Raw genomic sequence first — 26,791 nt, forward strand, 5'->3', positions numbered from 1 at the left:
CACATGCCAGCTATGACTGAAGCCTCTCCCAATACCCCTCCCATGAAAGCCGCGATTATTCCGGTGACGCCTTTGCAGCAGAACTGCTCGCTGATCTGGTGCACCAAGACGAACAAGGGCGCGCTGACCGATCCGGGCGGTGACCTCGACCGGTTGAAGCTCGGTTTGGAAAAGACCGGAGTGGAGCTCGAAAAAATCCTCATCACCCACGGCCATATCGACCATTGCGGGCAGGCGGGTATCCTCGCGGAGGAGTTGGGCGTACCGATCGAAGGGCCGCATGAAGCCGACCGTTTCTGGATTTCGCGGCTGGACGAGGACGGCGCGCGTTACGGTATCAACGGCAAGGTGTTCGAGCCGGACCGCTGGCTTGTCGATGGTGACAAGGTCACGGTCGGCGAGCTGGAGCTCGATGTGATTCATTGCCCCGGACACACGCCGGGCCATGTCGTGTTTTTCCACGAGCCGTCGCGCTTCGCGATTGTCGGTGATGTGCTGTTCCAGGGGAGCATTGGCCGCACGGACTTCCCGATGGGCAATCATCAGGATCTGATCGACGCGATCACGCAGAAGCTCTGGCCGCTCGGCAATGATGTGACCTTCATTCCCGGCCACGGGCCCACCAGCACTTTCGGACAGGAACGCCAGACCAATGCCTTCGTGAGCGATAGGGTGTTGGGTTAACTCATTCGGTCTTGCCAAGCGCTTTGCTTTCGCGCTTCAAAGGTCGGGCGACAGGGCAAACTTCTTGAACATAGCTGTTGAGTGTGTTCGCAAGGTTCTCGCGAACCAACCGATAGTGCACGTATTGTCCGCGCTTTTCACTCTCGACCAGCCCTGCGTTTTCCAAGATACCAAGGTGTTGTGATACAGCCGGCTTTGATATTTCGAAGCGATCGGCGATCTCGCCCGCGGTCAGGTCAGTTTCCGACAGATAGGCCAGGATCTTGCGCCGAACGGTAGAGGAAAGGGCTTCGAATACTTTCTGCATAAGGGGGCATATAAGGGGTTGCTTAAATACTTTCCAGAGCGCATATATAATTAAGTGATAAGTTAAATGGTTTTTGGAGCATCTGATGTGTTCGGATAAGTCTGACTCAAAGCCAATACCGAGCGGCAAGACCGGGTTGTTCGCCGCTGCAGCCTCGGCTGCACCGATTGCAATAGCCATCAATTCTGTCGGCGAGTTCGAGTATCTCTATCCCTACGTTTTTGCCGTCACGCTTGCGACTAGCCTAGTCCTTGGCTCCGTTGCATTTGTTCTATTGAGAGAAAGACAGCGATTTAGTGAAGCGGTTTGGGCAGGCTTTGTCGTTGGTGCCATATTGCCGGCTATTTTTGGCCTTCACATGGCCTTCGTTGCCCCCTTTGAATACATCTCAATTGTTGGATCGTTTGGTTTGGCAGGTATGGCCGGCGCAGCCTTGATGTGGTTGCTCTTAAGCTTAGCGCTTTTTCATCAAAGGATTGGCGCAGCAATTATGACCTTATTGTTTGGAGCAGGAGTAGCTTGGAATTGGATAGTACCGGATCGCTATGTCGACTCCACTTGCCACAATGTGATCCTCCAAGGAGAAACATCCATTTCGGCCAGAGAAAGCCTAGAATTTGAAGTGGCAATGCAGGATTGGCGAGAATTGGAGGCCATCGCAAAAGACTTCGCAGATGATCACGGCTTGAGCTTCAGATCGGACGTTCGGCCAAGTTACGATTTTCCCTGGTTCCAGCTTTCAATGTGCAATTCCGATGGCACAGTCATCGATATCAACCGCATCGGTATCGAGAACGGTTTGATGTCACTCGCAGTCTACCAGTCTAACGATGACGTAAATTGGAGGCCCCTGACACGCGAATTCGCAGTCGGCGTGAACTCAAGCGGAATTCTGCAACAGCAGCTTAAGCCTGAGTCACTTGAGTGACAAATTGTGTTGAGCCACCTTCCTACATCAGCCCGACGCTGATCAGCACCGCGACCACCGCGAGCCCGAGAAGGGTAAGCATCGTGATCAGTGTGCCGATCATCCGGCCAACCTGCAGGCTGCCGCCGTCCATTCCGAACCCGTGTCCAACGCGGCCCAGCATGTAGAGGCCAGCCACCCAGGCGAGCCATGGCTGGCCGCGGCCGGAAATCTCGATCGCGGCGATCAGGATCAACACGAAGGGCGTATTCTCCACGAAGTTCGCCTGCGCGCGCATCCGGCGGATGAGGCTCTCGTTGTCCTCGTCACCGATCGAGATCTTTTCAGCAGCCCGGACCCGGCCGATCTTGATGCTCAGCCACAGGTTCAAAATGGCCGCCGCCGCAGCAGCGGTCAGCGTGACAGGTAACAATGTGAGCATATTTGCGATTCCCCTCCGTTATCGAACCTTTTGCTAGGGCTGCGCGCAGTGGGTTGCAACCTTGCAATTTTCCGCTATAGCGCCCGCTTTCCCGCCACAGCCGGGTCCTTTGGCGCACTTGCAAAACTTGTGCGAACACGGTCCTTGCCTTAGAGCGGTTCACACATCGCAGATTTATTTGAGGATTAGGTGCCACCATGGCTGTCCCCAAGAGAAAAGTATCGCCCCATCGCCGTGGTAACCGCCGCGCACATGATTCGTTGAAAGTGGAAGCCTTTCACGAGTGCAACAATTGTGGCGAGCTGAAGCGCCCGCACAATCTGTGCCCGCATTGCGGCTATTATAACGGTCGTGAAGTCGTCGCGGTCGGCCTGTAAGGCTCCCCGCGTCACAATTTCGGAGAAGAACGCATGAGCCTGCCGCGTATCGCCGTTGATGCGATGGGCGGTGATGAAGGCGTGCGGGTAATGGTCGAGGGCGCAGCAGAAGCGCGCCGTCGCCATGACAAGTTCAAGTTCCTGCTGGTGGGTGACGAAGCTCGGATCAAGGCCGCGCTCGACAATCATCCCAACATGCGCGGAGCTTCGGAAATCCTCCATTGCGACGATGTGGTTGCAGGCGATGAGCTGCCGAGCCGCGCGCTGCGCCGTGCGAAGACAACCAGCATGGGCCTTGCGGTCAACGCAGTAAAACAAGGTGATGCGGGCGCTGCTGTGTCGGCTGGCAATACCGGCGCGCTGATGGCAATGAGCAAACTTGCCTTGCGCACCATGCCCGGCATTGATCGCCCTGCTTTGGCCGCTGTCATGCCGACTCTGGAGGAGCACGATGTTGTCATGCTCGATCTCGGAGCCAACACAGATGCTGACGCGCGCAACCTGGTGCAGTTCGCGATCATGGGCGCGGCTTATTCGCGGATCGTGACCGGAATTGAGCGGCCGCGGGTGAGGCTGCTCAATATCGGTACCGAAGAGATCAAGGGCACGGAAAGCCTGCGCGATGCCGCAGCCACGCTGCAGGCCGCAACCGGCCTGGCGTTGCAGTTCGATGGCTTTGTCGAAAGCGACAAGATCAATCGCGGCGAAGTGGACGTGGTCGTGACGGACGGCTTTTCGGGCAATATCGCTCTGAAGGCGATTGAAGGCGCCGCGCGCTTCGTTACGGATCTGCTGCGCAATGCCTTCACGAGTTCGCTGCGGTCAAAGATCGGATTTCTGGTCTCGCGCCCTGCGACCGAGCTCCTGAAGCATCATCTTGACCCCAACAATCACAACGGTGCGGTTTTCCTCGGCCTCAATGGCGTCGTAGTGAAAAGCCACGGCAGCGCGAATGCTGCCGGGGTCGCCAATGCGGTTGATGTAGCAGCAAGCCTGCTTGAAAATGAAATCACGGGCCGGATCGCTCAGGATCTCGCTGAGCTGGGAGAGGATCGCCTGCGGGAAACGCCGAGCAATGGCGGAAACGGGAATTCTGCGTGAGCGGGGCGCTGCGCTCTGTGATCCGAGGGAGCGGCTCTGCGCTTCCCGCACAGTGCGTAACCAACGCTCAACTGGCAGAGCGTGTCGATACTTCGGATGAATGGATCGTCGAGCGCACAGGCATCCGCCAGCGCTATATCGCGAGCGAAAGCGAAACCACGGCAAGCCTTGCGACTGACGCGGCCCGGGCCGCGTTGGAAGATGCGGGCTTCGAGCCCGCATCCATTGACCTGATCGTGCTTGCCACCGCAACGCCGGACAACACATTCCCCGCGACCGCAACAAAAGTTCAGCATGCCCTCGGCTGCAATGGTTGCATTGCTTTCGATGTCGCAGCGGTTTGTTCAGGTTTCCTCTATGCGCTGACGACCGCTGACGCGATGTTGCGGACGGGCATGGCAAAGCGCGCCCTGGTTATTGGCGCAGAGACGTTCAGTCGGATACTTGACTGGGAAGACCGCACCACCTGCGTTCTGTTCGGGGACGGTGCCGGGGCTGTGGTTCTCGAAGCGCAGGATGCCGATGCGACTCGCGCAGGCATCATTGCCAGTCGGCTTCACGCGGATGGTGCCCAGCACGATCTGCTGTATGTCGATGGCGGTCCATCCACGACCCAGACAGTCGGCCATTTGCGCATGAAGGGTCGCGAAGTGTTTCGTCATGCGGTCGTCAATTTGGCAGAGGTGCTGGGCGAAGTGATTGCCGATGCGGGGGTCAGCGTTGCGGACATTGACTGGGTGGTCCCGCATCAGGCGAACAGGCGCATTCTCGATGCTACGGCAAAGAAACTCGGGATTTCAGAGGATAAGATCGTCGTCACCGTCGATCGGCATGCCAATACTTCGGCGGCTTCGGTCCCGCTTGCATTCGATGCCGCTCGCCGCGACGGGCGCATTCAGTCAGGGCAGTTAGTCATGTTTGAAGCCATGGGTGGCGGATTTACATGGGGGGCTAGCCTGGTCCGGCTCTGACCCCTTCAGTCATGGTTAAGATTGATCCACCGCTTGTATGTCTTCGACATTGATGTCTATCGGTCTTTTTAGTAACTTGATCTCCTAAGTAGACGATTTGGCTACGTTTGATAGGGAAGGAGCGTCCTATGCGTTCGGTGGGTACGCTAACACGCGCAGATCTTGCAGAGACCATCAATCGCAAGATGGGGCTGTCGCGCGCGGAATCGCTTGAATTGGTAGAAGCTGTGCTGAACAAGATGGCAGATGCCCTGGAAAGCGGCGAGAACGTCAAGATTTCAGGTTTCGGCAGCTTCATTCTTCGTGACAAGCGAGAGCGCGTCGGTCGCAATCCCAAGACAGGTGTTGAAGTTCCTATCACGCCGCGCCGGGTGATGACGTTCCGCGCGAGCCAGCTGCTCAAAGATCGCATCGCAAAGGCGGGATAACATGCCAGAGAGCACCTTCCGTGACGGAAAAGAGGAAGGCGCGCTGAGAACGATCGGCGAAGTGAGCGATGCGCTTGGGATCAAGCCCCATGTACTGCGCTATTGGGAGCAGCATTTTCCGATGCTCAAGCCTTTGAAGCGCAGCGGGGGTAGGCGCTATTATCGCGCTGGCGATGTGTCCTTGCTTGAAACTATCAACCGGCTGGTTAATGGCGAAGGCTACACGCTGAAAGGCGCGAAGGCCGCGATCCGTGAAGGACGCGCGGAGAAGGCTGAGAGCAACGCTGAAGAAACCGGGGTATTCTTTACGTCCGGTGCCAAGAGCTCTGATGCAGAGGCAGACCTCTTGCCCAAACTGAAATCGATCCGCGACAAACTGGCGAAAACGCTGAAGGGGTAAGGGCGAGGGAGCGCGCACCGTCCGCTTGACCAGCTACCTCGTGAACGACCGCTAACGACCCACTTGCGGACGTTAGGTCGTCCCTACACCCCGCACTCTCTATATGACCCGTCCGTGCCAGCACGGTCGATTACCTTCCAGCGTTCCGCAAGCGAAAGTTCCAACTCTTCAGCAACAGTATCAGTCATCTGATCGGCGCCAAAGACTGCCCCGTTTCTGAACAACGCAACACGTACGAATTGCGGAGCAGCACTCCCCACATTGTTGACCATAATTGGGCCTGATTTGGATAGCCACCTCGTGTCTTCAACAAAGATCGTCAAAAGGTGCTCGGATGCCAAAGGGCTATCTAGGGCCTCCAAACTTTCTACCGTTGACCTGGAGTAATCATCGACTTCAAGCTGGTGGTAAGATGCCACTTCCCTCACTATTGAACGCAATTGAGCGAGATCATCTACAGTCGCGAGGCATACGCCAAACTCGCGGTAGGGGCGCTGTGATGCGCAAGAGGTAAGCAGGCAAATGGCAGCAAGGAGAGCTATTCTGAAAATCATCACGGAAGATGGTAGGTGAATTTGTTCAGAACCAAAAGTCCGCTCTCCACCCCACATTCGGACGGAACATTATTCTGCCGCCATTAGCTCCGCTTCGCCAAGGTCCACGCTGACGAGGCGCGAGACGCCCCTTTCCGCCATCGTTACCCCGAACAGGCGGTGCATCCGGCTCATCGTGACGGCGTTGTGCGTCACGATCAGATAGCGCGTGTTGGTTTCACTCACCATCGAATCGAGCAGGTCGCAAAAGCGTTCGATATTGGCATCATCCAGCGGCGCATCCACCTCGTCGAGAACGCAGATCGGCGCGGGATTGGTGAGGAACAGCGCAAAGATCAGCGCGGTCGCGGTCAGCGCCTGCTCTCCGCCTGACAGCAGGCTGAGCGATTGCAGGCGCTTGCCCGGAGGCTGAGCGTAGATCTCAAGGCCAGCCTCAAGCGGATCATCGCTGTCGATCAGGGCGAGATGCGCCTGACCGCCTTCGAATAGGCGCGTGAAGAGGGCGCGGAAATGCCCGTCGACTTCTTCAAACGCGGCGCGCAGGCGCTCACGCCCTTCGCGGTTCAAATTGCCGATCGAGCCGCGCAGGCGGTTGACCGCTTCAGCCAGTTCGGCCTGCTCGGTCGCGTTGGCGCCGTGCTCTTCCTCGATCTTCTTGAGTTCTTCTGCGGCGACGAGGTTGACCGGGCCAATCCGCTCGCGGCTGGCTGTCAGCCGTTCAAGCTCCTCCGATTCTGCGCCGTGATCGCGCACGTCTTCGATGGTGAATCCGAAGCGTTCGGCCAGCATGGGCGGGGGGCACTGGAAGCGCTCGCCGGAGATACGCGCCATCTCGCCGCGACGTGCCTCTGAGTTTTCAGCGCGTGCTGCCAGGTCGGCGCGGCCTTCGCGCGCGCTCGCCAGACGTTCAGTCGCATCGGCGAGCGCGCGCTCAGCAGCCTGCGACACCTCGCTGGCCGCGCGCACGGCTTCGTCAGCGGCGGCTAGTTCTGCGGTGAGCCTGGCGCGCATCACGTCGCCCTGCTCGATTTCCTTCATCAGGCCTTCGGGCCTGGCAGCGACAACGCTGCGCTCTTCCTCGATCTCTTCAAGCCGCCGCGCGGTTTCCGCCATGCGCCGGGTGGCATCGCCTGAACGTGCTTCCCAGTTGGACTTGTCCGCTCGCTGCGCGGCCACGCGCTCACGCCCAACCGCAAGCGCCTGGTCATGCGCAGCAAGCTCTGCAGCAGCAGCCTGAAGCGCAGATCGCGCTGCTTCGTGGCGGGCCTGAGCGGCATCGACGCTTGCCCGGCCAGCATCGGGTGCAGGCAATTCTGCGAGCTTGGCCTGAGCGGCCTTGTGTTCGGCCTCAGCCTGCGCGCGCTGCTCCGCAAGGTCAGCCGCCGCTGCATCGAGTTCCGTGAGCCGCGCCGCATGGCGCTCGCGCGCCGCTTCTGCCTGATCGAGTGCACGCAGGGCCTGCCGTTCGCCATCGCTGGCTTCCGCAATGGCCCGTTCCTGCGCGATCAGGCCGCTGGTGAGCTGCTGATATTCTTGCTGGATCGAGTCCTGCCGGCTGGTTGCGCTCTCCACCGCGCTGCGCAAGGCGGGCAATTGCTGCTCAAGCTGAGCCAAGCGGTTCTCCGCTTCAAGCCGGGCTGCTTCGGCAGCGCCTTCGCCATGAGCGACAAAGCCATCCCACCGGCGCAGGCGGCCGTCGGTCGTGACCAGCCATTCCCCCGGCTCGAGCGTGCGGCCATCGTCGCTGTTCGCGACATGCACCTGGCTGAGGCGGGCCCGCAATTCGTCCGGACACTGCGTCAATTGTGCGAGCAGGCTGTCCGCAACCGGAGCAGGCGCAGCACCGCCAGTCCAGAATCTGCCATCTCCGTCCACAGGCCCTACGGGCGACTTCGCATCACATCCCAGCACCGCTGCGACAGCGCGTTCATAACCGGGCTTGGCCTTGACCCCGTCGAGCGCAATCGCGCGGCCCTTGCGCTGCTCGCGTTGGCGCAGACGGTTGTCGCGGTCCCGGGCCAAAGCCTGATATTCGCGCTCAATCCCGGCGAGCTCCGCCTTCGCGGTCGCTAGCTGCGAAGCGGCACTATCGCGGGCAGCTTGCAGCTCAGACTTGCGAGCCTGCTGCGCTTCGAGTTCAGCGCGAAGTGCCTCGAGAGACGATTGCGCGCTACTCACCGCTTGCTGCGCGCAGCGAACAGCTTGCTCTGCTTCGTCTGCGCTGGGAATCTGCGCGCGCTGGGCTTGCTGGCGTTCGCTTTCGGAAGCGAGCCGGTCAAGCCTCGCCTTGGCCTGGCTGATCTCCGCTTCGACCACGCGCCATTCCGCTTCTACGCCCGCCTGATCGGCGGTCGCCTTGGCAAAAGCGAGTTCTGCGGTACGGCTGGCACGCTCGGTATCTTCGGATTTCGCGACGAGGGCAGGGCGAGCCGCTTCGTCCTTCTCCAGCGCAGCGATGCTCGCCGCCAGCTCGCGATCGAGCCGGGCAAGTGCTTCCGCTGCATCCCTGGTCAGGCGGTCCGCATCGGTCCGGTCTTCTTCAAGCCGCGTCTGCTGGCGCTGCAAGTCATTGAGGCGCTGCTCGGCTGCTTCCAGCTTTTCCGTCAGCGCTGCCATGCGGTGACCATGCGCGCTGGCATCGTCGCGCCGGTCGGCTTGCTCTTCGCGTACTTCCGAGAGCTTTTCCGCTGCTTCGCGCTGCGCCTTCTGCGCTTCCGCTACAGCCGCTTGCGCGCTCGCAACCCGCTCATCCGCCGCTTTCGCTTCTGCCCGCGCCGCATCAGCCGCTGCCGCTGCATCGCGCCAACGTGCGTAAAGCAGCCGCGCCTCCGCGTGGCGAATCTCGTCGGTCAGCTTGGCGTAGCGCTCGGCCTGCTTGGCTTGCCGCCGGAGCGACGCCATTTGCGAATCCAGGCCCGCCATCAGGTCTTCGAGCCGCTCAAGGTTCTTCTCGGTCGAGCGCAGCTTGCTTTCCGCGTCCTTGCGCCTCACATGCAGGCCCGCGATGCCAGCCGCTTCTTCCAGCATCATGCGGCGTTCGGCTGGCTTCGCGGCGATCACCTGCGCGATCTTGCCCTGACTGACGAGCGCAGGGGAGTGCGCGCCTGTCGCGGCATCCGCAAAAGTCAGCGCGATGTCCTTCGCCCGCACGTCGCGCCCGTTGACGCGGTAAGCGCTGCCCGCACCGCGCTCGATCCGGCGCATGACCTCGAGTTCTTCGCCGTCGCTATCGGCCGCCTGCAGCACGACTTCCGCGAAATCGCGCGGAGGCCGCGTCTCGGTCCCTGCGAAGATCACATCTTCCATCCCGCCGGAACGCATCGACTTGGGCGAGTTTTCGCCCATGACCCAGCGGATCGCTTCGAGCAGGTTGGATTTACCGCACCCGTTCGGGCCAACAACGCCGGTCAGGCCGGGTTCAACGCGCAATTCGGCTGGTTCAACGAAGCTCTTGAAGCCGCTGAGCTTGAGCTTCCTGATCTCCATCCTTGCGCGTCCTCCCGTTTAGGCGCGGCTCTTAGCGAGCGCCCGCCTTTTGCAACAGGGCTTCGAGCGCCGCCCAGCCGTTCTCGTCGACCTTGCGACCATTGATGAAGAAAGTCGGCGTGCCGGTGACACCGAGTTCCTCGGACTGCTGATTGGAACGCTCTGCAATTGCCTGAACGCTCTGTGCGTCAGCAAGGCAGGTGCGGGCCTGGTCTGCACTGAGCCCGCGTGCAGCGAAGAAATCGAGCAAGCCGGTGACCTCCGCAACCCGCACGAAACGCTGATCTTCGGGCAATTGCATCGCGCTTTCCAGCGCTTGCGGATTGGCTTGAGCCTGCTGGAGGACAGTGCCGAGATTGGCCCAGACCTGATCAGCGAGCGGGTGGAACGCTTCAGGCGAGCCGCAGCGCACCATCCGCGCCATCACAAGGTCGATGCCGTTGTGGATCTGGTTGCGCAGTTCAAAGCTGACTACGCCGGAGTTCACGTATTTCTCCTTGAGCGGCTGCGCGCCGGTTACAGAGAAGTTGGCGCATGCCCCGCAGGTCAGCGACGCGTACTCGATCAGCTTGATCGGTGCATCGGGATTGCCCACAAGGTAACCGTCATAGTCCGTGACCTGGACCACATCGCGCCATTCCATGCCTTCAGGCGCAGGGATCGCCGCAATCGGCTCGCCAGCCAGATCAGCGGCCTGTTCCGTCTCGGAGCCGCAAGCGACCAGAGCCAGAGCAGCCGCGCCAGAGAACGCGATTTTTAGAGTACGAGCGAGTGTCATGACAGATGCAATCCTCGAATATGAATAGACAGGGGTAGCCTAAGGGGCCCAATCGGTGAAGCGGAGCGATACCCAAGCACGCAGGCTTTCCACAAGGGTTTGTGCAGATGGGACGCCTATTTTCCGTTTTGGGACGAATTCTCAGGGAAAAGCGCTTCATCGAGCTTTGGGTTGAGTGTGGGCCAGCTATGCGCGCCTTCAACGAGCCTTCCGTTGATCGCAAAGCTGGGCGTCCCGCGCACACCTACGTCCCGCGCATAGGACTGTGTGGCATCCGCCAATGCTTTTGCCTGAGCTTCATTGTTCAGGCATTTGTCGAGGTCGGTAATCCGATAGCCGCGCTGTTTCATGATTTCGTAGAAACCGAAATCATTGGCGATGTTGCGGCGGCTGGCGGCGCCCGGCTGCGTCCAGCGAGCAATCTGTGCCTGGCTCGCGCCTTGCGCTGTGCCGAGCCACTTTTCCTGGCTCAGCATGAACGCCGCATGGTTTTGCTTGAACTTCAAGGGATCGCCGCAATGAGTCATCATGGAGATCGTGAGGTCGATCGGATTGCGGAGGAGCTGGCGGTATTCGACCGCTACCTTGCCGGATCCGATATAGGCCAGCTCGAGCACGGGATCGCCTTCGCGGGCAAAGGTTGCGCAATGTGAGCAGGTGTAGCTGACATATTCGGTAAGCGTTACCTGCGCATCAGGGTTGCCGATCCGGTGGCTGACTTCGTCTTCCTTGACGGTCAGGTTCCAGTTGCCGCTTTGCGCCAGTGCAACCGGTGCGAGCGCCACCGCAGCGGTCGCCAATGCCAGCTTGAATGATTTCACTTGGAATTAGTCCTTCTTCTTCTTCTTCTTCTTCTCGTCATCGCCGAGGCTGCGAGCGAGCGATTCCAGCACCGTGCGCAGCTCCGGATCGCCGATATCGCGCAAGCTGTCTCCCAATTCCATCGGGATCGGCTTGAGCGAAGGCGGGGCCTTGGGTTTTTCCTCTGCAGATGGCGGCTTAACCTCACCTTGCCGCAGCTTGACCCGTGCGACGGCGTTATAACCGAAAAAGCGGTTCACGCGCTCGATGATTTCAGGGATCACTTGCTGGATCAGAGGGGCGTGGGCAGGCGTGACGACCAACTGGAGGATGCCTTCCGACTTCTCGCCCGGAGGGAAGCGGATTGCCTCCGGCATACAAACCCGAGCATGGGTTGGACCAACGATCTCCGGCCAGCGCGTGACGACATTGGATTGCACAAAACCGAACCGCCGAAAGGCCGTGCGGCCGATCTGCGGCATCAGCTCGCCAATGGGCTTGGGCGAACCGCCGCGCGGGCGCTGCCAAATTCGCGCGCCTTTCTGGCCTTTCGTGGATTTGCCGGGCTTGTCACGTTCCATTGCGGCAATGCTCATGCCATAGGCGGCGCGTGGCCGCCACTGTCTCTGAACTCCTGCTCCACTGGTATGACCAGCACGCGCGCGATCTGCCGTGGCGATTGCCGCCTGCTGCGCCTTTGCCGGATGATCCGAGCTGGCCTTACCGCGTATGGCTTTCCGAAGTGATGCTGCAACAGACCACGGTGGCCGCAGTGAAGCCGTATTTCGCGAAGTTTGTTGAGACATGGCCGAACGTCAAAGCGCTGGCGGCGGCGGACGAGGCTGAGATCATGAGCGCATGGGCGGGCCTTGGCTATTATTCGCGGGCGCGCAATCTGGCGAAAGCGGCGCGTGAAGTAGCTGCGATGGGCGGTTTCCCGCGCACAGAGGCCGAATTGCGCAAGCTGCCGGGGCTGGGCGCTTACACCGCGGCTGCGATCGCGGCGATCGCGTTTGGCGAACGCGCGGTGGTCGTCGATGCCAATGTCGAGCGGGTGGTTGCGCGGTTGTTTGCGATCGAAGAGCCTTTGCCCGGCGCGCGAAAAGCCATTCGGGAGAGAGCCGACGCAATTACGCCAGAGAGCCGCGCAGGCGATTTTGCGCAGGCGATGATGGATCTGGGAAGCCAGATTTGCACAACGCGTGCGCCGAAATGCCTGCTGTGTCCGCTCGCGGAGCAATGCGCGGCAAAGGCGAAGGGAAACGCGGAAGACCTGCCGGTCAAACCGCCCAAGAAAGTCAAGCCGGAGCGGGTTGGCACAGCCTATTGGATCGAGCGCGGCGAGGAGAGCGCACGGGAAGTGTGGCTCGTCACACGGCAAGGCACAGGGATGCTCGGCGGGATGCGCGCTTTGCCCGATGATGGCTGGAGCGCGCGCGAAGATGGCTCAGGTGAGCCACCGATAGACGGAGAATGGGAGCTTCTTGGCGCGGTGAGCCACGCCTTCACCCATGCGTCGCTGACGCTAAGCGTGGCCCGCTACGCAGGCGAACTCCTGCCGTCAGGCGAAGGCGAATGGTGGCCGGTGGAGCAACTCGACGACGCCGGCCTCCCGACGCTGTTCGCGAAAGCTGCGCGGCTGGCTTTAGCCCAGGACTAGAGGATCCCGCCGCCCAGGCTGAGCCGCACGACTGCGATCAGGCCCACGATCAGGCAGAAATTGCGGCCTCCATTGCTGGACGAGAGTTGACCCACGACAATGCCGATGACGATCAAGGGCAGGGCGATCCAGTTGGCCCAGCCAAGCAAGGGGATTTGCGCTGGGATAACGATTACCAGCGCCACGATACCGATCAGAATCGAAATAAGATTGAGCATGTGTGTTATATAGGTATAACACCTGTTGCTGACAAGTCCCATTCATCTCAAATCATTATTTGCTCGTATCCCACACAATTGACCGCGCGCTTGCCTTCGCGCATTGACGCATCAAAGTTTCAAGAGAGGACTTACATGGCATTTCGCAATTTCGATGACGCAGCGCTGTCTCGCCGTTCGCTGCTGCGCGGCAGTGCGTTGCTGGCTGCTGGTGCAACACTGTCTGGACTGCCGTTGGGGCAGGTCGCGCTTGCCAATGTCCCGCAATCGAATGACTGGTCGGCGATCCGTGCGATGATCAACGAGTATGTGGGCAGCGGCAAGGTCGCCAACATGCTCGTGGCGCTGGGCGAAGCGTCGCACGACCCTTACGCAATTGCGCGCGGGGAGCTGGGCCTCGGCTCGAGCGTCACAGCCAATATGGATTCGCTCTATCGGATTTATTCGATGACCAAGCCGATTACCGGCATGGCGACGATGATGCTGATCGACGAAGGCAAGATCGGGCTTGATCAGCCAGTCGCGGAAATCCTGCCTGCATTTGCGGAAATGCGCGTGCTGGTCGATCCGGAAGGTTCGCTCGACAACACCGTGCCGGCCAATCAGCCGATCACGATCCGGCATGTCCTGACGCATACTGCAGGGCTTGGATATGACATTACCGCCAAGGGCCCGCTGCTGAAGGCCTATCAGGCCAATGGCATCACCTCCGGTCAGCTCAGCCGCTTCCCGATTCCCGGCATTCCAAATGTCAAATCCGCTCCGGGCCTCGCCGCCTGGGCAGATCGGCTGGCGACCATGCCGCTGATTGCTCAGCCCGCCACGAAATGGAGCTATTCTGCCGGAATGGACCTGCTCGGCCGCATCATCGAGGTCGCCTCCGGCCAGAGCTTTGACACTTTCCTGCAGGAGCGCCTGTTCGGCCCGTGCGGGATGACCAGCACCTGGTTCCAGGTTCCTGAAAGCGAAAAGACCCGCCTGACCGACAATCTTGGCATAGTGATGGGCGCGACGATCCCGTTCGATCCGGCAGGCATGTCGATTTTCCTCGATAGACCGCCGATCCTGTGGGGCGGGTCGGGTCTTGTTTCGTCGCCGCGCGATTACGACCGTTTCCTGCGCATGCTGCTCGGCTATGGCAAGCTCGAAGGCAAGCGCGTGATGGGCGAACTCGCTGTGCGGGTTGGCACAAGCAACCTCTTGCCGAAGACGGTTTCGACTGAAGGCAGCTGGGTTTCAGGCCAGGGCATGGGCGCAGCGGGCCGCGTCACATCCAACACCTTTGGCTGGGGCGGGGCGGCAGGAACGCTTGCCGCGGTCGATTACAAGAACGAACTGCGCATGGGTCTGTTCACGCAGTATATGCCGGCTGATGCATTGCCAGTGCGCGATCGGTTCATCGCGGCCATGCTTGAAGATCTGGGCGAAGCGGGCCGGGATGTCATCATTGGCTGAGGCCGCTAGCAAAGCTCCGCTCGCTTTTTCCGGTTCGCCGCTCGACCGGGCGGACAACACCCGCGCCGATCCGGAAGCGCTGGCTGCGCTGATGAACTGGAAGGCGCGGCTGCTCGCGCTCGACGGGCTGATGCCAGCGATGGACGATCATGGCCGTCTTGCCTGGGGCACGCTGGCAGATGCACCAGAGGATGCGGAACTGGTGTTCCTCGGCATTGATCGGAGCGAGGGCGGGGAGAAGGCGTGCTTTGCCGCTGTGCCGGAACGCGGCGATGCAAGCCCGCGCATGGCGAACCCGCAATTGTGGTCGCTGATGGCGACGCTGGAGCCGGGCGATCTCGCGCTATACGGCGGCGCGCGCAGCATCGTTGACTGGCATGCAAGGCACCGTTTCTGCGCGCAATGCGGCGCGTCAACGACTATCGCTAAGGGCGGCTGGCAACGAGCGTGCAGGAATTGCGGTGCGCAACATTTCCCGCGCACCGACCCGGTTACTATCATGCTGGTCGAATATAACGGCAAGCTGATGTTGGGGCGCGGCAAGGGCTGGCCGGAGAAGAGCTTTTCCGCGCTCGCAGGCTTTGTCGAGCCCGGCGAGACCATCGAGGAAGCGGTGGCGCGCGAAGTGTTCGAGGAATCAGGCGTACGGGCGCGCGATGTGTCCTATATCGCCAGCCAGCCATGGCCATTCCCGAGCCAGCTGATGATCGGCTGCCACAGCCACACCGATGATGACGGGCTCACCATCGATTATACCGAAATGGCAGAGATCGAATGGTTCACCCGCGATGACGTTGCGGCCTCGCTTGCGGGCGATGGGCCGTTCCGCACGCCGCCGCGCCATGCTATTGCGCATACCTTGATGCAATGGTGGATCGATCAATGAGCGAGACTGCACCCACACAGCTTACGATCGACATCTTCTCCGATGTCATGTGCCCTTGGTGCCTGATCGGATATGGCCAGCTGTCGAAGGCGCTTGAGGAACTCGACGGCGAAGTGGAGGCGCAAGTGCGCTGGCGTCCGTTTGAGCTCAATCCCAACATGCCCGCAGCAGGTGAAGATCTCGATGAGCATCTCGGGCAGAAATACCGGCGAAGCGATGAAGAACGCGCTGCCATTCGCCAACGGATACAGACGATCGCAAGCGAGGCGGGTGTCTCGCTTGCCTATGAACGCGAAGGGGAGGGTGAAGCCCGCCCGGCAATGATCTGGAACACGCGCGCGGCACATATGCTGCTGGCATGGGCGCTGGAAGAGGCAGGGTCTGAGGTCCAGACCGCGCTGAAGCTCGCGCTGTTCAAGGCGCATTTCAACGAGCGCCGCAATGTCTCGGACCGCGAGGTGCTGCTCGATATCGCTGCATCGGTGGGCTTGCACCGGGAGGCGGCCAGGGCTGCGCTCGATGACGAGACGCTGCTCGCGCGCGTCATCGCGGAGGAGCGGCAGGCTTATGACATGAACATCACCGGTGTCCCGGCGATGGTCGTCTCTGGCAAGTTCCTGATCCCCGGCGCGCAGGCGCCAGAGGTCTATGTCAACGCGCTGCGCCGGGTTGCGGAGAAGGTCGCAGCTGCGGGGTAATTGCTTTCGTCCGGTTACGACCTAATTCAGGACGCCCGTAGTTTTGCGATCTCAACGGGCTTTTCGGCCGCATGATGCGGAAAAGAGAAGGACAGCAAACCGCGGCCCTTCTCCCCTTTCCTGTTTTGGGTGGCTATTCGGCAGGCTTGGCTGTTCCAGCCGTTCCATCATCGCCGGCAAAATTCCAGCTACCGTCCTCATTCATTGGCGAATTGACCCAGCATTGTGCAGGGACGGAGAGGTCTTCGTTGCTCAAGTCTGTGTAACAGAGTTTGCCGGGTTCCGGGACAGTGAAGCTGGCGGTGAACTCTTCGCCTCCAATCACCCCTTCAGCAGTCCCATCGGCCGCGACAGTCAAGACGCCTTCAGTTCCGTCGGCATAGGTCAGCGAATAAGTTCCGGCTGCATCTTCAGCGCTTGCCCACATCGAGGGGTCAGCTGCCACCGATTGTGTGTCTGCGGCGACACTTTCATCTGTAACTGGTCCCTCTTCCTGAGCACCCGAACAAGCGGCCACCACAAGCGCTCCACTCAAAATCCAAATCCTATTCATAACAGTCCCCTTGTTTCTCGGGAGCGCGGTCGGTCACCCAACGCTCTTGAGACGAATTGCGACCTCGGGGTCACGTTGCCGCAAACGCGCCCGGTGGGCAAGTTTACTGGATCAGAAAGTCCAAACTCCGAAACGATGCTTTGTCCGCTTACGCCCCATTTCCGAGCATCGATCAGCAGCGCGCTAGATCAGCCCAAGGCTCTGAAGTTTGCCTGCGAGCTTTCCAGGCAGTACATCGCCCAACTCCTCGCCCTCTTCAAGGTCACGCGGAGGCTCGCCCTTGAGATAGCGCCAGCCCTGATGAGCACGCTTTGGGACCGGGTGGACGCGGATCAGGCGCGGTTCCAGCTCGATCAGCCAGCGCCCGCTGTCAGTCTGGCTGAAACCTTCGATCCGCGAGCGCGCGACGATCTGGTGCTGGTGGATCCAGTAGAGCGAGCCGCCGATGCAGTCCTGCCATTTGGTCGGACGATATTTGGTCGTCAGATGCGGGCTGCGCCGCCCGGCATACCAGCTCTGGATATCGTCATAGCTCTGCGCGCCAAAGGCGATCTTGGTCAGGTTAAGCGGCATGGCGATGAGATGGTCTGCCTGCGCGAGAAATCAAGCCAGTCCCGCTGCCACTGCCAGCCCGAGGAAGGCGAAGAACCCCATGCTGTCGGTGATCATGGTTACGAAAACGGACGAGGCCACTGCCGGGTCCTGGTTCAGCCGTTCGAACATCACGGGGACAAGCACCCCCGCCATGCCGGACACGATGATATTAATCACCATCGCAGCGGCGATCACCATGCCAAGCTCAGGGGTGAAGATTGCTGCGGTACCGATCCCGATCAACACGGCAATGGTCACGCCGTTGAGCAGCGCAACGCGCAGCTCGCGCCAAACGATCCGCCACGTGTTGGCGCGGGTAAGCTGGTTGGTCGCAATCGCGCGCACCGCGACCGCCATGGTCTGCGTGCCCGCATTGCCGCCAATGCTCGCAACAATGGGCATCAGCACGGCGAGCGCGACGAGCTTTTCGATCGCCGCCCCGAAATAGGCGATGATCGCGCTTCCGACCAATGCCGTGCCAAGGTTGGCAATCAGCCAGCGCACGCGGCTACCATAGGCTTCCCGGATCGGCTCGTTGATGTCGCCATCGCCTGCGCCTGAGAGAAGCAGCGCGTCTTCGCCTGCCTCTTCAGAGATGATGTGGAGCACATCGTCCACTGTCATCTGCCCGACCAGCCGTCCGCTTTCGTCCACCACGGCGGCCGAGATCAGCCCGTATTTCTGGAACATCAGGCCCAGTTCTTCCTGGTCCGTCGAAACCGGGATCAGCGTCTGGTCGCGCTTCATCACATCAGTCAGCGCGATGTTGCGCGGCGCAGTCAGAATCCAGTTGAGTGAGCAGGTTCCGACCGGGTGGTGCCGCTCGTCAACCACGAAGACTTCGAAGAATTCATGCGTGAGATCGCCTTCCTCGCGCAGGTAATCGATCAGGTCCCCGACCGAGAGATGCTCGGGCACTGCCACGAAATGGCGGTTCATCAGACGCCCGGCGGTCTCTTCCGGATAAGCGAGTGCGCTCTCGATCGCGACGCGGTCTTCCGCCTCGATTTCGGCAAGGACAGCCCGCTGGTCTTCCGCGTCGAGGTCCTCGATCAGCTGGACCGCGTCATCGGTCTCGAGTTGTTCGATGATGGTCGCGACCGCTTGTGGGTCCAATGATTCCATCATGTCTTCGCGGACATAGTCGTTGAGTTCCGCGATCACGTCGGAGCTCATCAGGTCCGTGATGGAGGCAGCAAGCTCGGCCCGCTCGTCGCGCTCGAGCAATTCCAAAAGGTCGGCGATGTCGGCCGGGTGGAGCGGCTCTACCAGGTCATAGACCGCGCCCTTGTCTTCCTCGTCGAGCGCATCGCGAACGGCGCGGATGTAGGCGGGCTTGAGCCTGTTTTCCTCGTCGTGCCGCTCGTCATCGATACGGTCGTCCGGCTTGGCATCGGGTTTTGCGCTGTCCTCGGAATCGGTCTGTGCCGGCGGATCGGCCAGCATCACATCATCTTCGGAAAGGCGCTCGTTTTCGGCCATGGCGAGAGGTCTAGGCGGCACGAAATGAAAAGCAAGCCGTGACAGGCGGGTTTAGACTGCTAAAGAGCCGCAAGCACACGAACAGAGTTGAAATACTGGAGATACCCATGGCCGAAACACTGACCTTCACCCTTGAATCCGGCGACGTCGTGATCAAACTGCGTCCGGACCTGGCTCCCGGCCATGTTGAGCGGATTACCGAGCTTGCAAGCGAAGGCTTCTATGACGGCGTGGTGTTCCACCGCGTGATCCCCGGCTTCATGGCGCAGGGCGGCGATCCGACCGGTACCGGCATGGGCGGCAGCGACAAGCCGGACCTGAAGGCTGAGTTCAACGCGGAACCGCATGTGCGCGGCACCTGCTCGATGGCGCGTACGCAAGTGCCGGACAGCGCGAACAGCCAGTTCTTCATCTGCTTCGACGATGCGCATTTCCTCGACGGGCAATACACCGTCTGGGGCCAGGTCGAGAGCGGCATGGAGCACATCGATTCCCTGCCCAAGGGTGAGCCACCGGCGAACCCGGGCAAGATCGTGAAAGCGACTGTTGGGTGATCCTCCACTCGCGACGTCCCTAAGCCTCGTCAGCGAGGTTCTCAGGACCGCGCGCGACCCCTGGTGGATTATCGGCAGCGCGGCGGTGGCGCTGCATGGCGGCGATGCGGGCTACATTGCCGATATCGATGTAATCGTGTCGCGGCGCGACCTGGATGCGCTCTATGACTCGCTGCCCCTCACGGACACGCCTGACGATGGCAAGACGATGTTCCGTTCTCAGCGCTTCGGGCGCTGGGCAGGGCCGGCCCTCGACGTCGAATTCATGACGGGACTGGAAGTACTGGCCAATGGCGCGTGGGAGGCGGTAGAGCCGAGGACGCGTATTGCAGTGCAATGCGGCGAGGCGACGCTCTACCTTCCGGAAAGGTTCGAGCTGATCGCGATCCTGCGCCTTTTCGGGCGCGAAAAGGACCTCGCGCGCGCCGCCACGATATTGAACCAGTGAGAGCTTGATTCAGCCTCCCTTTGTCGCTCTGACAAGGGTATAGCTGCTGGGATCGCCGATCCCTTCCGCGCCTTTGTAAACCTCGGTGCGAACCAGTGAGCCATCGGAATTCGCCTTGAACCGAAGCGAATACGTGTGGCTTTCTCCTTCATCCAAATCGGTCACGTCGCGAAAAGTGAAAGCAATCTCGTCATCCCCGCCTGCAACCGCTTCAAGTCGCGGCTGGTTTCCTTGCGGGCAGTAATGGGTTGCAACGACCCGATCGCCGTCCAAGTGGTAGACAGTGATTGAGTGGAGTCCGGATCCGGTCTCCCATCGCTCTACAATGGTTTTTCCTCGTGCAGTGCTTTCGAAGACGATCTCCAGCGCTTCGGTTTCTGCAACTTTCCAGCGGCCCTGCCACGATGCGATTTGTGCAAATTGCAAATCTGCAGCAGATGCCGGAGCCTCCTCTGCATGCGAAATCGAGGCTAAGCCGACCAAGACGAGAGAAAAAGCGGCGAGCGCGGAGAAACTATATCGGGTCATGTTCCCATCTTGCGCGCCTTTGTCCGACTATCAAGGCGCAAGCACATTGAACCCCCGATAACTTCTCGCTAAACGCGCAGCCCTTATGAAACCCGATACCACTCCAGCCCAAAATCGGCCAAAGACCTATAGGGTCAAGAGCTTCGGCTGTCAGATGAACGTCTATGATGGCGAGCGCATGGCTGAGCTGCTTGCGGAGAAAGGCATCACCGAAGCGCCAGAGGGCGAAGATGCCGATCTGGTGGTGCTCAACACCTGTCACATTCGCGAGAAGGCGGCGGAGAAGATCTATTCCGACATTGGCCGTCTGACCAAAGGCAAGATACAAAAGAAAGTACCGATGATTGCGGTCGCAGGCTGCGTGGCGCAGGCCGAAGGCGAGGAGATCATGAAGCGCGCGCCTGCGGTTTCCATGGTGGTCGGCCCGCAGGCCTATCATCGCTTGCCCGATATGCTCGACAAGGCGGTGCAGGGCGAGCGCGTGACCGATACGGACATGCCCGCGATTGCGAAGTTCAATGCGCTGCCGCAGCGCAAGCGCCGCACGCCAAGCGCGTTTCTGACCGTGCAGGAAGGGTGCGACAAGTTCTGCACCTATTGCGTCGTGCCCTATACGCGCGGTGCGGAGATCTCTCGGCCGTACAATGACCTGCTGGACGAAGCTCGCAAACTGATAGAAGCGGGCGCGCGGGAAATCACGCTGCTCGGGCAGAATGTGAACGCCTGGTCCGGGGAGAATGAAACGGGCAGGACAGTGGGCCTTGCAGGGCTGATCCATTCGCTCGCCAGGCTCGATGGGCTGGAGCGCATCCGCTACACCACCAGCCATCCCAACGACATGGATGATGCGCTGATCGCTGCACATGGCGAAGTCGCCAAGCTGATGCCCTATCTCCATTTGCCCGTGCAGGCAGGCAATGACCGCGTGCTGAAAGCGATGAACCGCAGCCACACGGCCCAAAGCTATCTGCGGCTGCTTGAACGGTTCCGCGAAGCGCGGCCTGATATCGCGCTGTCTGGCGATTTCATCGTTGGTTTTCCGGGTGAGACCGAGGCGGAATTTGAAGACACGCTGAGCCTGGTGGACGAAGTGCGTTATGCGCAGGCCTACAGCTTCAAATACTCACCGCGTCCCGGAACGCCTGCTGCGACGATGGATAACCAGATAGCTAAAGAGGTGATGGAAGACCGGCTCCAGCGCTTGCAGGATCGGCTCAATCGCGATCAGCTCGCTTTCAATCAGGCGAGTGTCGGCAAGACCTGCGATGTGCTCGTCGAACGTAAGGGCAAGCACGAGGGGCAATGGCTGGGCAAATCGCCGTGGTTGCAGTCGGTTTGGTTTGAGGATGAAGCTCAGCTTGGCGATCTGGTGGCCGTCGAACTGGCGGAAGCAGGGCCCAACTCGCTGCGCGGTGTCGTCCGCGAGGTTGCGACGGTTTGATGACTTTCCACCACCGCGTTCAAGCCCTTCACTTGCAAGAACCGCATTCCAGCATCACATTCCATGAGTATCGACTCGAAGGAAGTGCATGGGCCGTAGACCGACAAAGACAACCGATCCGGTAATATCGCCAGATCCCGTCCCTTTACGTGAAGCCCGTCGGGCGCGCGTAGAACTCAGCTTCGAGAACCAGTCGCTTCTCGGCCTCCTTTTCGGACAATTCGACGCCAATCTCGTACAAGTCGAGAACCGTCTCGGCGTGTTTATCTCTGCCCGCGGGGACAGAATCGAAATCGAAGGGCCGGAAGACGCCGTCGCGACCGCGCGCGAAGTTTTGCAAGGCATGTATGACCGGCTCTCGCAGGGGCAGGACCTCGATGCAGGCGCGATCGAAGCGATCATCGCCATGTCGAACGAGCCGACGCTTGAAGGGATTGTGAACGCGGACCGGAACTCTCCGCCGATCATGATCCGTACGCGCCGCAAGACCATCGTGCCTAGGAGTGCGATGCAGGCGATCTACATGCGCTCTCTGGCGCGCGATGACATCATCTTCGCGCTCGGTCCGGCGGGGACCGGCAAGACCTATCTTGCGGTCGCACAGGCGGTTAGCCAGCTGATCACCGGCAGTGTGCAGCGGCTGATCCTCTCGCGCCCGGCGGTGGAAGCGGGTGAGAAGCTCGGCTTCCTCCCCGGTGACATGAAGGACAAGGTCGATCCCTATCTGCGCCCGCTCTATGACGCGCTTTACGATTGTATGCCGCCAGAGCAGGTCGAGCGGCGGCTGGCGAGCGGAGAGATCGAGATTGCGCCGATTGCTTTCATGCGCGGGCGCACGCTGGCGGATGCCTTCGTTATCCTTGATGAGGCCCAGAACACCACGCGCGAACAGATGAAGATGTTCCTCACCCGGTTTGGCCAGAACAGCCGGATGGTGGTGTGCGGCGACCCGCGCCAGGTCGATATTCCGGGCGGCGACCGGATGAGCGGGCTTGCCGATGCGGTCGAGAAGCTGGAGAATGTCGAAGGCTTCGGCACGATCCGCTTCACCGCCGCCGACGTGGTCCGACACCCGATCGTGGGCCGGATCGTCGAGGCTTATGAGGGCAAGGCGGAGTGAACTTGCGCTCTCGTCATTGCGAGGAGGCGAAGCCGACGCGGCATTCCAGCAAATGGGACTGGATTGCATCGCTCCGCTCGCAATGACGGTTTGCAGATAGACATCGACATTGACGGCTGGCCGGAAGGGGATTGGGAGGCTCTTGCCGAACGCGCGGCGGCGGCGGCGGCTGAGGTTGAGCCGTCACTAGCCAATCCGCGTCTGACTGCCAGCCTGCTTTTTACGACGGACGATGAAGTCCACACGCTCAACCGCGAATGGCGGGATCGTGACAAGCCCACCAATGTCTTAAGTTTTCCGATGCTTACCGAAGAGGAACTGCTTGAACTCGCGCTCGACGGCCCGCCAGTTATGCTCGGCGATCTGGCACTCGCGTACGAGACTTGCGCTCGCGAGTCGGACGAAAAAGGCATCTCGCTCAAGCATCATGCAGCGCATCTGATCGTTCACGGGCTGCTCCATCTGGCCGGCCATGATCACGTCGATTCCGACGAGCAAGCCGACGCCATGGAGGCTCTGGAAATCACCGCCCTTGCAAAACTGGGCATACCGGACCCATATGGGGACCGCACATGACAGGAGTTTCACACAGGGCCATGCCCGATTCCCCATCCGCCGCGGGAGACGCGGAGAGTAGAAGCGGGTTCTTGCCCGCCTTGCGAAAAATCCTGAAGCTGGGCGGCGGCGACCGTTCCTTGCGCGCGCAGCTTGAAGAAGCCATCGACGAGCACGAGGACGAGAAGGGCGACAACGAAGTCAGCGCGCCCGACAATGGCGATCTCTCGCCGGTCGAGCGGCAGATGCTGCGCAATTTGCTGCATTTCAGCGAGCATGACGCGGATGATGTCGCGGTCCCGCGCGGCGAGATCATCGCTGTTCCGACCTCTTCCAGCTGGGACGAGTTGATCGCGGCTTTCTCTGAACATGGTCATTCGCGCATGCCAGTCTATCGCGAGACGCTCGATGAAGTGATCGGGATGATCCACATCAAGGACGTGTTTCCGTTCCTCGCGGAAAAGAAGGAACCGCCACGCGACTGGACGACGCTGATGCGCCAGCCGCTCTATGTCCCGCAGGCGCGCGGGGCGCTGGATGTGCTGGCTGACATGCGCGCGCGCCGGGTCCATCTGGCGATCGTGCTCGATGAATTCTCCGGTACCGATGGGCTCATTACGATTGAAGACCTGGTCGAAGAGATCGTTGGCGAAATCGAGGACGAACATGACGATGCGCCTGAGGAACTGATCGTTCCTATTGGCGACGGGCAGTGGGATGTCGATGCACGGGCTGAGCTTGAGGACATAGCGGAGCTGGTCGATCCACGCCTCGCCGAGGTGGAGGAATCGGTTGATACGCTGGGCGGCCTGACCTTCGTCCTGGCAGAACAAGTCCCGCCCGTGGGCACGATTGTCGAACATGACAGTGGCTGGCGGATCGAGGTGACCGCCGGGGATGAGACCCATGTCACCCGCTTGCGGCTGCATGCGCCGGTGAACGCGAAAGACGCAATCGAAGGCTGATTTTTTGCTGACTTGATGCATTTTTTTGCATCTTTTCCTTGCTCTCATGCGTACTTCTCATGAGAGGTTTGAAAAGATATGCCATCACGTCGTTTGCCACCGCTTCGCGCCCTCGAGGCCTTCATGCGCACCGTGCGCCTGGGATCGGCAAGGGCTGCTGCGGAAGAGATTGGCCTCAGTCCGTCGGCGCTCTCCCGGCGGATCGCAAACCTCGAGGAATTCGTCGGCAAGAAGCTGTTCACCCGTGCTCGCCAGTCGATGCAGCTGACAGATGAGGGTCAGGCATTTTACGAGGCAGTGAACCCGCATCTGGAGGCGCTCGCGCGGGCGGTCGAGAACCAGTCTGACAACATCTCGCTGCTCCGGTTGAGGCTGGGCGTGCTGCCGCTGTTTGGGAGCCAGCGCCTGTTCCCGCGCCTCGGCGAACTGCGCAAGCGTCATCCGTTGCTGCACATCGACATCGACACCGGCCCGCACCTGGAGGACCGCGTCGGGGATACGCTTGACGCGGCCATTATCCTCTCAAAGGGGCCGAATACTTCGCTGCATGCCGTGCGCCTCGACCACAACATGGTGCACGCTATTTGCAGCCAGGATGTTGCTGCCAAATTGGGCGCGGAGCTCGACAGGGAGAAACTCGCCAAGCAGACATTCCTGATCCACAACGAGCTGCCGGCCAGCTTTGAAGCCTGGAAACGCGCGCTCGGATGCGAAGATCTGGATCCCGCCGCAATCGATCACTACGATTCGGGTCAGCTGATGCTGGCGGCAGCGGCACAGGGGCTGGGCATTGCGATCATGCATGATGATCACTTGCGCCGGTCGGAAGACAGCCGGCTGACCAACCTCTACGGGCTCGAAGTCGAAAGCCCTTATAGCTATTGGTTCGTATGCAAACCGACTGCGCTTGAAATGCGTCCCGTGCGCCTGTTTCACGACTGGTTGGTCCGCGCAGAACTCTGAGCTGCAAGTCCGTCTACTCGATCGGGAAATTCTTGTCCGGCGCGGTGTAGCGGATCGCCTCAACGGTGTGCTCGAAATCGCGCAGCGGCCTGCCGAGGCTGGCCACCAGAGCCGCTTCGATTTCTTCCCGCGCCTTGGCCGCGATGGCCTTGCGACCGCGATAATCTTCCGGGCTGAAAGGTTCGAGATAATGAATCACGAGCCTGAATGTCCCTTTGCGCGCCATGATCCGCATAGCATTGTGAAGCCCGCTTTCTTCGCCGACCCAACCTATTTCCTCGGCATTCTCGCCATAATCGAGCATGACGGGCTGCACGAGAACCCCGGGGGGAGGGGGCTCAAGCACCGAGAGCATGGAGCTCTTGAACGGCAAGAGCGACTGGCCATCGGTCACGGTTCCTTCTGGAAACACCGTGACCGACCAATTGTCCTGCAAGGCCTCCTTCAGAGCGTTGATCTGTTCAGCGACCCCCAAACGGTACTCACGCTTTACAAAGACGGTGCGGTTCAGGCTGCATAGCCAGCCGATCACCGGCACTTCCGACAGTTCCTGCTTGGCGACGAAAGCGGTCCCGCTCGCGCCGGCTGTGGCGAGAATATCAATCCATGACAGATGGTTCGCGATGAAGAAGACATCGCGCCGCAAGGGTGTTCCGACAATTGTCACCCGCGCCCCCACAACGCGTGCGGTGTAGCGCAGGAACAGCATCGGGAACGGCGAGCCATACGCCAACGTGCGGTACAGGTAATGCAGCGGCACGAAGACTATGAGCAGCGCGATGATTGCCAATGTGCGAAGGATGAAACGGATCCATCCAGCGATGGTCAGCGGGACATTCTCGCCCCGCATCGCAGCCATCCGCTTGCGGCCATATTTCTCAGCGCGGCGAAGCGCCTTATCGCTAATCTTTTCGGTCGAGGCGGACGCCATAAAGCTCCATTCGGTGATCAACCAGGCGGTAACCCAGCTTTTCTGCGATCACGCGCTGCAAAGCCTCCAATTCAGGATCGACGAATTCAACGACCTTGCCGGTCTCGACATCGATCAGATGATCGTGATGCGCTTCCGGCGCGGCCTCGTAACGCGCTCTGCCGTCTCCGAAATCATGGCGGTCCAGAATGCCTGCCTCTTCGAACAGGCGCACGGTCCGATACACCGTCGCGATGGAGATCTTGGGATCTACCGCAGATGCGCGCTGGTGGAGGAGTTCGACATCAGGGTGATCCTCGCTATCGGACAGGACCTTAGCGATGACACGGCGTTGCTCCGTAATTCGCAGGCCCTTGTCAGCACACAATTGCTCAAGGTCAATTCGCTGCGTCAATCAAACCTCCGACATGCATGATTCATGCTTCGCCCTATCCTTAGAGAGCAGTTGCCCTCCACTCAAGGGTGCGCGCGGCCGCTCCATGCAGTCGGTGGGGGATCGCGCGG

The 26,791-nt window shown here is 60.4% G+C and carries 31 protein-coding genes; 18 read left to right on the forward strand and 13 right to left on the reverse strand.

Features of this window, described 5'->3' with window-relative positions:
- Nucleotides 1-42 precede the first annotated feature (42 nt).
- Entirely contained in the window at nt 43-684 is a 642-nt protein-coding gene (locus tag ACG9DO_RS09270; RefSeq protein WP_394731246.1) for an MBL fold metallo-hydrolase, read from the forward strand.
- Between the two features lies 1 nt (nt 685).
- Here ACG9DO_RS09270 and ACG9DO_RS09275 read toward each other — a convergent pair whose 3' ends face one another.
- Nucleotides 686-1,171 carry a metalloregulator ArsR/SmtB family transcription factor gene (locus ACG9DO_RS09275; RefSeq protein ID WP_394727212.1) on the reverse strand — a complete coding sequence of 162 codons (486 nt, stop codon included), beginning with the start codon at nt 1,169-1,171 and terminating at the stop codon, nt 686-688.
- 178 nt (nt 1,172-1,349) lie between these two features.
- On the opposite strand from ACG9DO_RS09275, the gene ACG9DO_RS09280 reads away from it, so the two are divergent.
- On the forward strand, nt 1,350-1,919 hold the full coding sequence (locus ACG9DO_RS09280) for a hypothetical protein (protein WP_394727214.1): 570 nt from the start codon (nt 1,350-1,352) through the stop codon (nt 1,917-1,919).
- A 22-nt stretch (nt 1,920-1,941) separates the two neighbouring features.
- On the opposite strand, the gene ACG9DO_RS09285 is transcribed toward ACG9DO_RS09280, so the two are convergent.
- On the reverse strand, nt 1,942-2,340 hold the full coding sequence (locus tag ACG9DO_RS09285; RefSeq protein WP_394727216.1) for an MAPEG family protein: 399 nt from the start codon (nt 2,338-2,340) through the stop codon (nt 1,942-1,944).
- A gap of 197 nt (nt 2,341-2,537) precedes the next feature.
- Between ACG9DO_RS09285 and rpmF the strand changes: the two genes are divergently transcribed.
- The 5 genes from rpmF to ACG9DO_RS09310 all read left to right on the forward strand — a co-directional run bounded on the left by rpmF (nt 2,538) and on the right by ACG9DO_RS09310 (nt 5,617).
- Nucleotides 2,538-2,717: a 50S ribosomal protein L32 gene (gene rpmF, locus ACG9DO_RS09290; RefSeq protein ID WP_160753059.1), complete on the forward strand. Its 180-nt coding sequence runs from the start codon at nt 2,538-2,540 to the stop codon at nt 2,715-2,717.
- Between the two features lie 33 nt (nt 2,718-2,750).
- Nucleotides 2,751-3,818 carry a phosphate acyltransferase PlsX gene (gene plsX / locus ACG9DO_RS09295; RefSeq protein ID WP_394727218.1) on the forward strand — a complete coding sequence of 356 codons (1,068 nt, stop codon included), beginning with the start codon at nt 2,751-2,753 and terminating at the stop codon, nt 3,816-3,818.
- The gene (locus ACG9DO_RS09300; protein WP_394727220.1) at nt 3,815-4,789 is read left to right on the forward strand and encodes a beta-ketoacyl-ACP synthase III; all 975 of its coding nucleotides are present in this window, start codon (nt 3,815-3,817) and stop codon (nt 4,787-4,789) included. The genes plsX and ACG9DO_RS09300 overlap by 4 nt, the downstream gene beginning before the upstream one ends.
- Nucleotides 4,790-4,917: 128 nt before the next feature.
- Nucleotides 4,918-5,217: an integration host factor subunit alpha gene (locus ACG9DO_RS09305; protein ID WP_394727222.1), complete on the forward strand. Its 300-nt coding sequence runs from the start codon at nt 4,918-4,920 to the stop codon at nt 5,215-5,217.
- A 1-nt stretch (nt 5,218) separates the two neighbouring features.
- Complete coding sequence (locus tag ACG9DO_RS09310) at nt 5,219-5,617, forward strand: MerR family transcriptional regulator (protein ID WP_394727224.1); 399 nt, start codon at nt 5,219-5,221, stop codon at nt 5,615-5,617.
- Between the two features lie 623 nt (nt 5,618-6,240).
- Here ACG9DO_RS09310 and ACG9DO_RS09315 read toward each other — a convergent pair.
- From ACG9DO_RS09315 to ACG9DO_RS09330, 4 genes are all read right to left on the reverse strand, one after another.
- On the reverse strand, nt 6,241-9,657 hold the full coding sequence (locus ACG9DO_RS09315; protein ID WP_394727225.1) for a chromosome segregation SMC family protein: 3,417 nt from the start codon (nt 9,655-9,657) through the stop codon (nt 6,241-6,243).
- 31 nt (nt 9,658-9,688) lie between these two features.
- Nucleotides 9,689-10,435, reverse strand: coding sequence for a thioredoxin domain-containing protein (locus ACG9DO_RS09320; RefSeq protein WP_394727226.1), 747 nt, complete (start codon nt 10,433-10,435; stop codon nt 9,689-9,691).
- 116 nt (nt 10,436-10,551) lie between these two features.
- Nucleotides 10,552-11,256 (reverse strand): DsbA family protein, encoded by a 705-nt coding sequence (locus ACG9DO_RS09325; protein WP_394727227.1) that lies wholly within the window; start codon nt 11,254-11,256, stop codon nt 10,552-10,554.
- A 6-nt stretch (nt 11,257-11,262) separates the two neighbouring features.
- Nucleotides 11,263-11,832, reverse strand: coding sequence for a DUF721 domain-containing protein (locus ACG9DO_RS09330; protein ID WP_394727229.1), 570 nt, complete (start codon nt 11,830-11,832; stop codon nt 11,263-11,265).
- A gap of 14 nt (nt 11,833-11,846) precedes the next feature.
- Here ACG9DO_RS09330 and ACG9DO_RS09335 point away from each other — a divergent pair, with 14 nt between their 5' ends.
- Nucleotides 11,847-12,896 carry an A/G-specific adenine glycosylase gene (locus tag ACG9DO_RS09335; RefSeq protein WP_394727231.1) on the forward strand — a complete coding sequence of 350 codons (1,050 nt, stop codon included), beginning with the start codon at nt 11,847-11,849 and terminating at the stop codon, nt 12,894-12,896.
- Here ACG9DO_RS09335 and ACG9DO_RS09340 read toward each other — a convergent pair.
- The gene (locus tag ACG9DO_RS09340; RefSeq protein WP_394727233.1) at nt 12,893-13,114 is read right to left on the reverse strand and encodes a hypothetical protein; all 222 of its coding nucleotides are present in this window, start codon (nt 13,112-13,114) and stop codon (nt 12,893-12,895) included. The two genes, ACG9DO_RS09335 and ACG9DO_RS09340, sit on opposite strands and share 4 nt — an antisense overlap.
- 135 nt (nt 13,115-13,249) lie before the next feature.
- Here ACG9DO_RS09340 and ACG9DO_RS09345 point away from each other — a divergent pair, with 135 nt between their 5' ends.
- From ACG9DO_RS09345 to ACG9DO_RS09355, 3 genes are read left to right on the forward strand one after another with little or no spacing between them, the layout of a single operon-like run.
- Nucleotides 13,250-14,569, forward strand: a complete 1,320-nt coding sequence (locus ACG9DO_RS09345; protein ID WP_394727235.1) for a serine hydrolase domain-containing protein — start codon at nt 13,250-13,252, stop codon at nt 14,567-14,569.
- Nucleotides 14,553-15,455, forward strand: coding sequence for an NAD(+) diphosphatase (gene nudC / locus ACG9DO_RS09350; RefSeq protein WP_394727237.1), 903 nt, complete (start codon nt 14,553-14,555; stop codon nt 15,453-15,455). Before ACG9DO_RS09345 ends, nudC begins: the two co-directional genes overlap by 17 nt.
- Nucleotides 15,452-16,153, forward strand: a complete 702-nt coding sequence (locus tag ACG9DO_RS09355; RefSeq protein WP_394727239.1) for a DsbA family oxidoreductase — start codon at nt 15,452-15,454, stop codon at nt 16,151-16,153. The genes nudC and ACG9DO_RS09355 overlap by 4 nt, the downstream gene beginning before the upstream one ends.
- Nucleotides 16,154-16,286: 133 nt before the next feature.
- On the opposite strand, the gene ACG9DO_RS09360 is transcribed toward ACG9DO_RS09355, so the two are convergent.
- The 3 genes from ACG9DO_RS09360 to mgtE form a co-directional block, all read right to left on the reverse strand.
- Nucleotides 16,287-16,688 carry a hypothetical protein gene (locus tag ACG9DO_RS09360; protein ID WP_394727241.1) on the reverse strand — a complete coding sequence of 134 codons (402 nt, stop codon included), beginning with the start codon at nt 16,686-16,688 and terminating at the stop codon, nt 16,287-16,289.
- A 201-nt stretch (nt 16,689-16,889) separates the two neighbouring features.
- A complete protein-coding gene (locus ACG9DO_RS09365; protein WP_394727243.1) occupies nt 16,890-17,279 on the reverse strand; it encodes a DUF1489 family protein in 390 nt (129 codons plus the stop codon).
- 30 nt (nt 17,280-17,309) lie between these two features.
- Nucleotides 17,310-18,746: a magnesium transporter gene (gene mgtE, locus ACG9DO_RS09370; RefSeq protein WP_394731247.1), complete on the reverse strand. Its 1,437-nt coding sequence runs from the start codon at nt 18,744-18,746 to the stop codon at nt 17,310-17,312.
- 143 nt (nt 18,747-18,889) lie between these two features.
- On the opposite strand from mgtE, the gene ACG9DO_RS09375 reads away from it, so the two are divergent.
- Nucleotides 18,890-19,336, forward strand: coding sequence for a peptidylprolyl isomerase (locus ACG9DO_RS09375; protein ID WP_394727245.1), 447 nt, complete (start codon nt 18,890-18,892; stop codon nt 19,334-19,336).
- Entirely contained in the window at nt 19,329-19,784 is a 456-nt protein-coding gene (locus tag ACG9DO_RS09380) for a hypothetical protein (RefSeq protein ID WP_394727247.1), read from the forward strand. The genes ACG9DO_RS09375 and ACG9DO_RS09380 overlap by 8 nt, the downstream gene beginning before the upstream one ends.
- A gap of 9 nt (nt 19,785-19,793) precedes the next feature.
- On the opposite strand, the gene ACG9DO_RS09385 is transcribed toward ACG9DO_RS09380, so the two are convergent.
- A complete protein-coding gene (locus ACG9DO_RS09385) occupies nt 19,794-20,312 on the reverse strand; it encodes a hypothetical protein (RefSeq protein WP_394727249.1) in 519 nt (172 codons plus the stop codon).
- A gap of 85 nt (nt 20,313-20,397) precedes the next feature.
- Here ACG9DO_RS09385 and miaB point away from each other — a divergent pair, with 85 nt between their 5' ends.
- The 5 genes from miaB to ACG9DO_RS09410 all read left to right on the forward strand — a co-directional run bounded on the left by miaB (nt 20,398) and on the right by ACG9DO_RS09410 (nt 25,356).
- Nucleotides 20,398-21,753, forward strand: a complete 1,356-nt coding sequence (gene miaB, locus ACG9DO_RS09390; protein WP_394727251.1) for a tRNA (N6-isopentenyl adenosine(37)-C2)-methylthiotransferase MiaB — start codon at nt 20,398-20,400, stop codon at nt 21,751-21,753.
- Nucleotides 21,754-21,841: 88 nt separating this feature from the next.
- Complete coding sequence (locus tag ACG9DO_RS09395; protein WP_394727253.1) at nt 21,842-22,873, forward strand: PhoH family protein; 1,032 nt, start codon at nt 21,842-21,844, stop codon at nt 22,871-22,873.
- A gap of 90 nt (nt 22,874-22,963) precedes the next feature.
- Complete coding sequence (gene ybeY / locus ACG9DO_RS09400; RefSeq protein ID WP_394731248.1) at nt 22,964-23,449, forward strand: rRNA maturation RNase YbeY; 486 nt, start codon at nt 22,964-22,966, stop codon at nt 23,447-23,449.
- 20 nt (nt 23,450-23,469) lie between these two features.
- The gene (locus ACG9DO_RS09405; protein WP_394731249.1) at nt 23,470-24,393 is read left to right on the forward strand and encodes a hemolysin family protein; all 924 of its coding nucleotides are present in this window, start codon (nt 23,470-23,472) and stop codon (nt 24,391-24,393) included.
- Nucleotides 24,394-24,471: 78 nt separating this feature from the next.
- Nucleotides 24,472-25,356 (forward strand): LysR substrate-binding domain-containing protein, encoded by an 885-nt coding sequence (locus ACG9DO_RS09410; RefSeq protein ID WP_394727255.1) that lies wholly within the window; start codon nt 24,472-24,474, stop codon nt 25,354-25,356.
- A gap of 13 nt (nt 25,357-25,369) precedes the next feature.
- Here ACG9DO_RS09410 and ACG9DO_RS09415 read toward each other — a convergent pair whose 3' ends face one another.
- Complete coding sequence (locus ACG9DO_RS09415; protein ID WP_394727257.1) at nt 25,370-26,287, reverse strand: lysophospholipid acyltransferase family protein; 918 nt, start codon at nt 26,285-26,287, stop codon at nt 25,370-25,372.
- Nucleotides 26,259-26,681 carry a Fur family transcriptional regulator gene (locus ACG9DO_RS09420; protein WP_394727259.1) on the reverse strand — a complete coding sequence of 141 codons (423 nt, stop codon included), beginning with the start codon at nt 26,679-26,681 and terminating at the stop codon, nt 26,259-26,261. The genes ACG9DO_RS09415 and ACG9DO_RS09420 overlap by 29 nt, the downstream gene beginning before the upstream one ends.
- Between the last annotated feature and the right edge of the window lie 110 nt (nt 26,682-26,791).

The organism is Altererythrobacter sp. GH1-8 (assembly GCF_043702085.1).
GTDB lineage: Bacteria > Pseudomonadota > Alphaproteobacteria > Sphingomonadales > Sphingomonadaceae > Erythrobacter.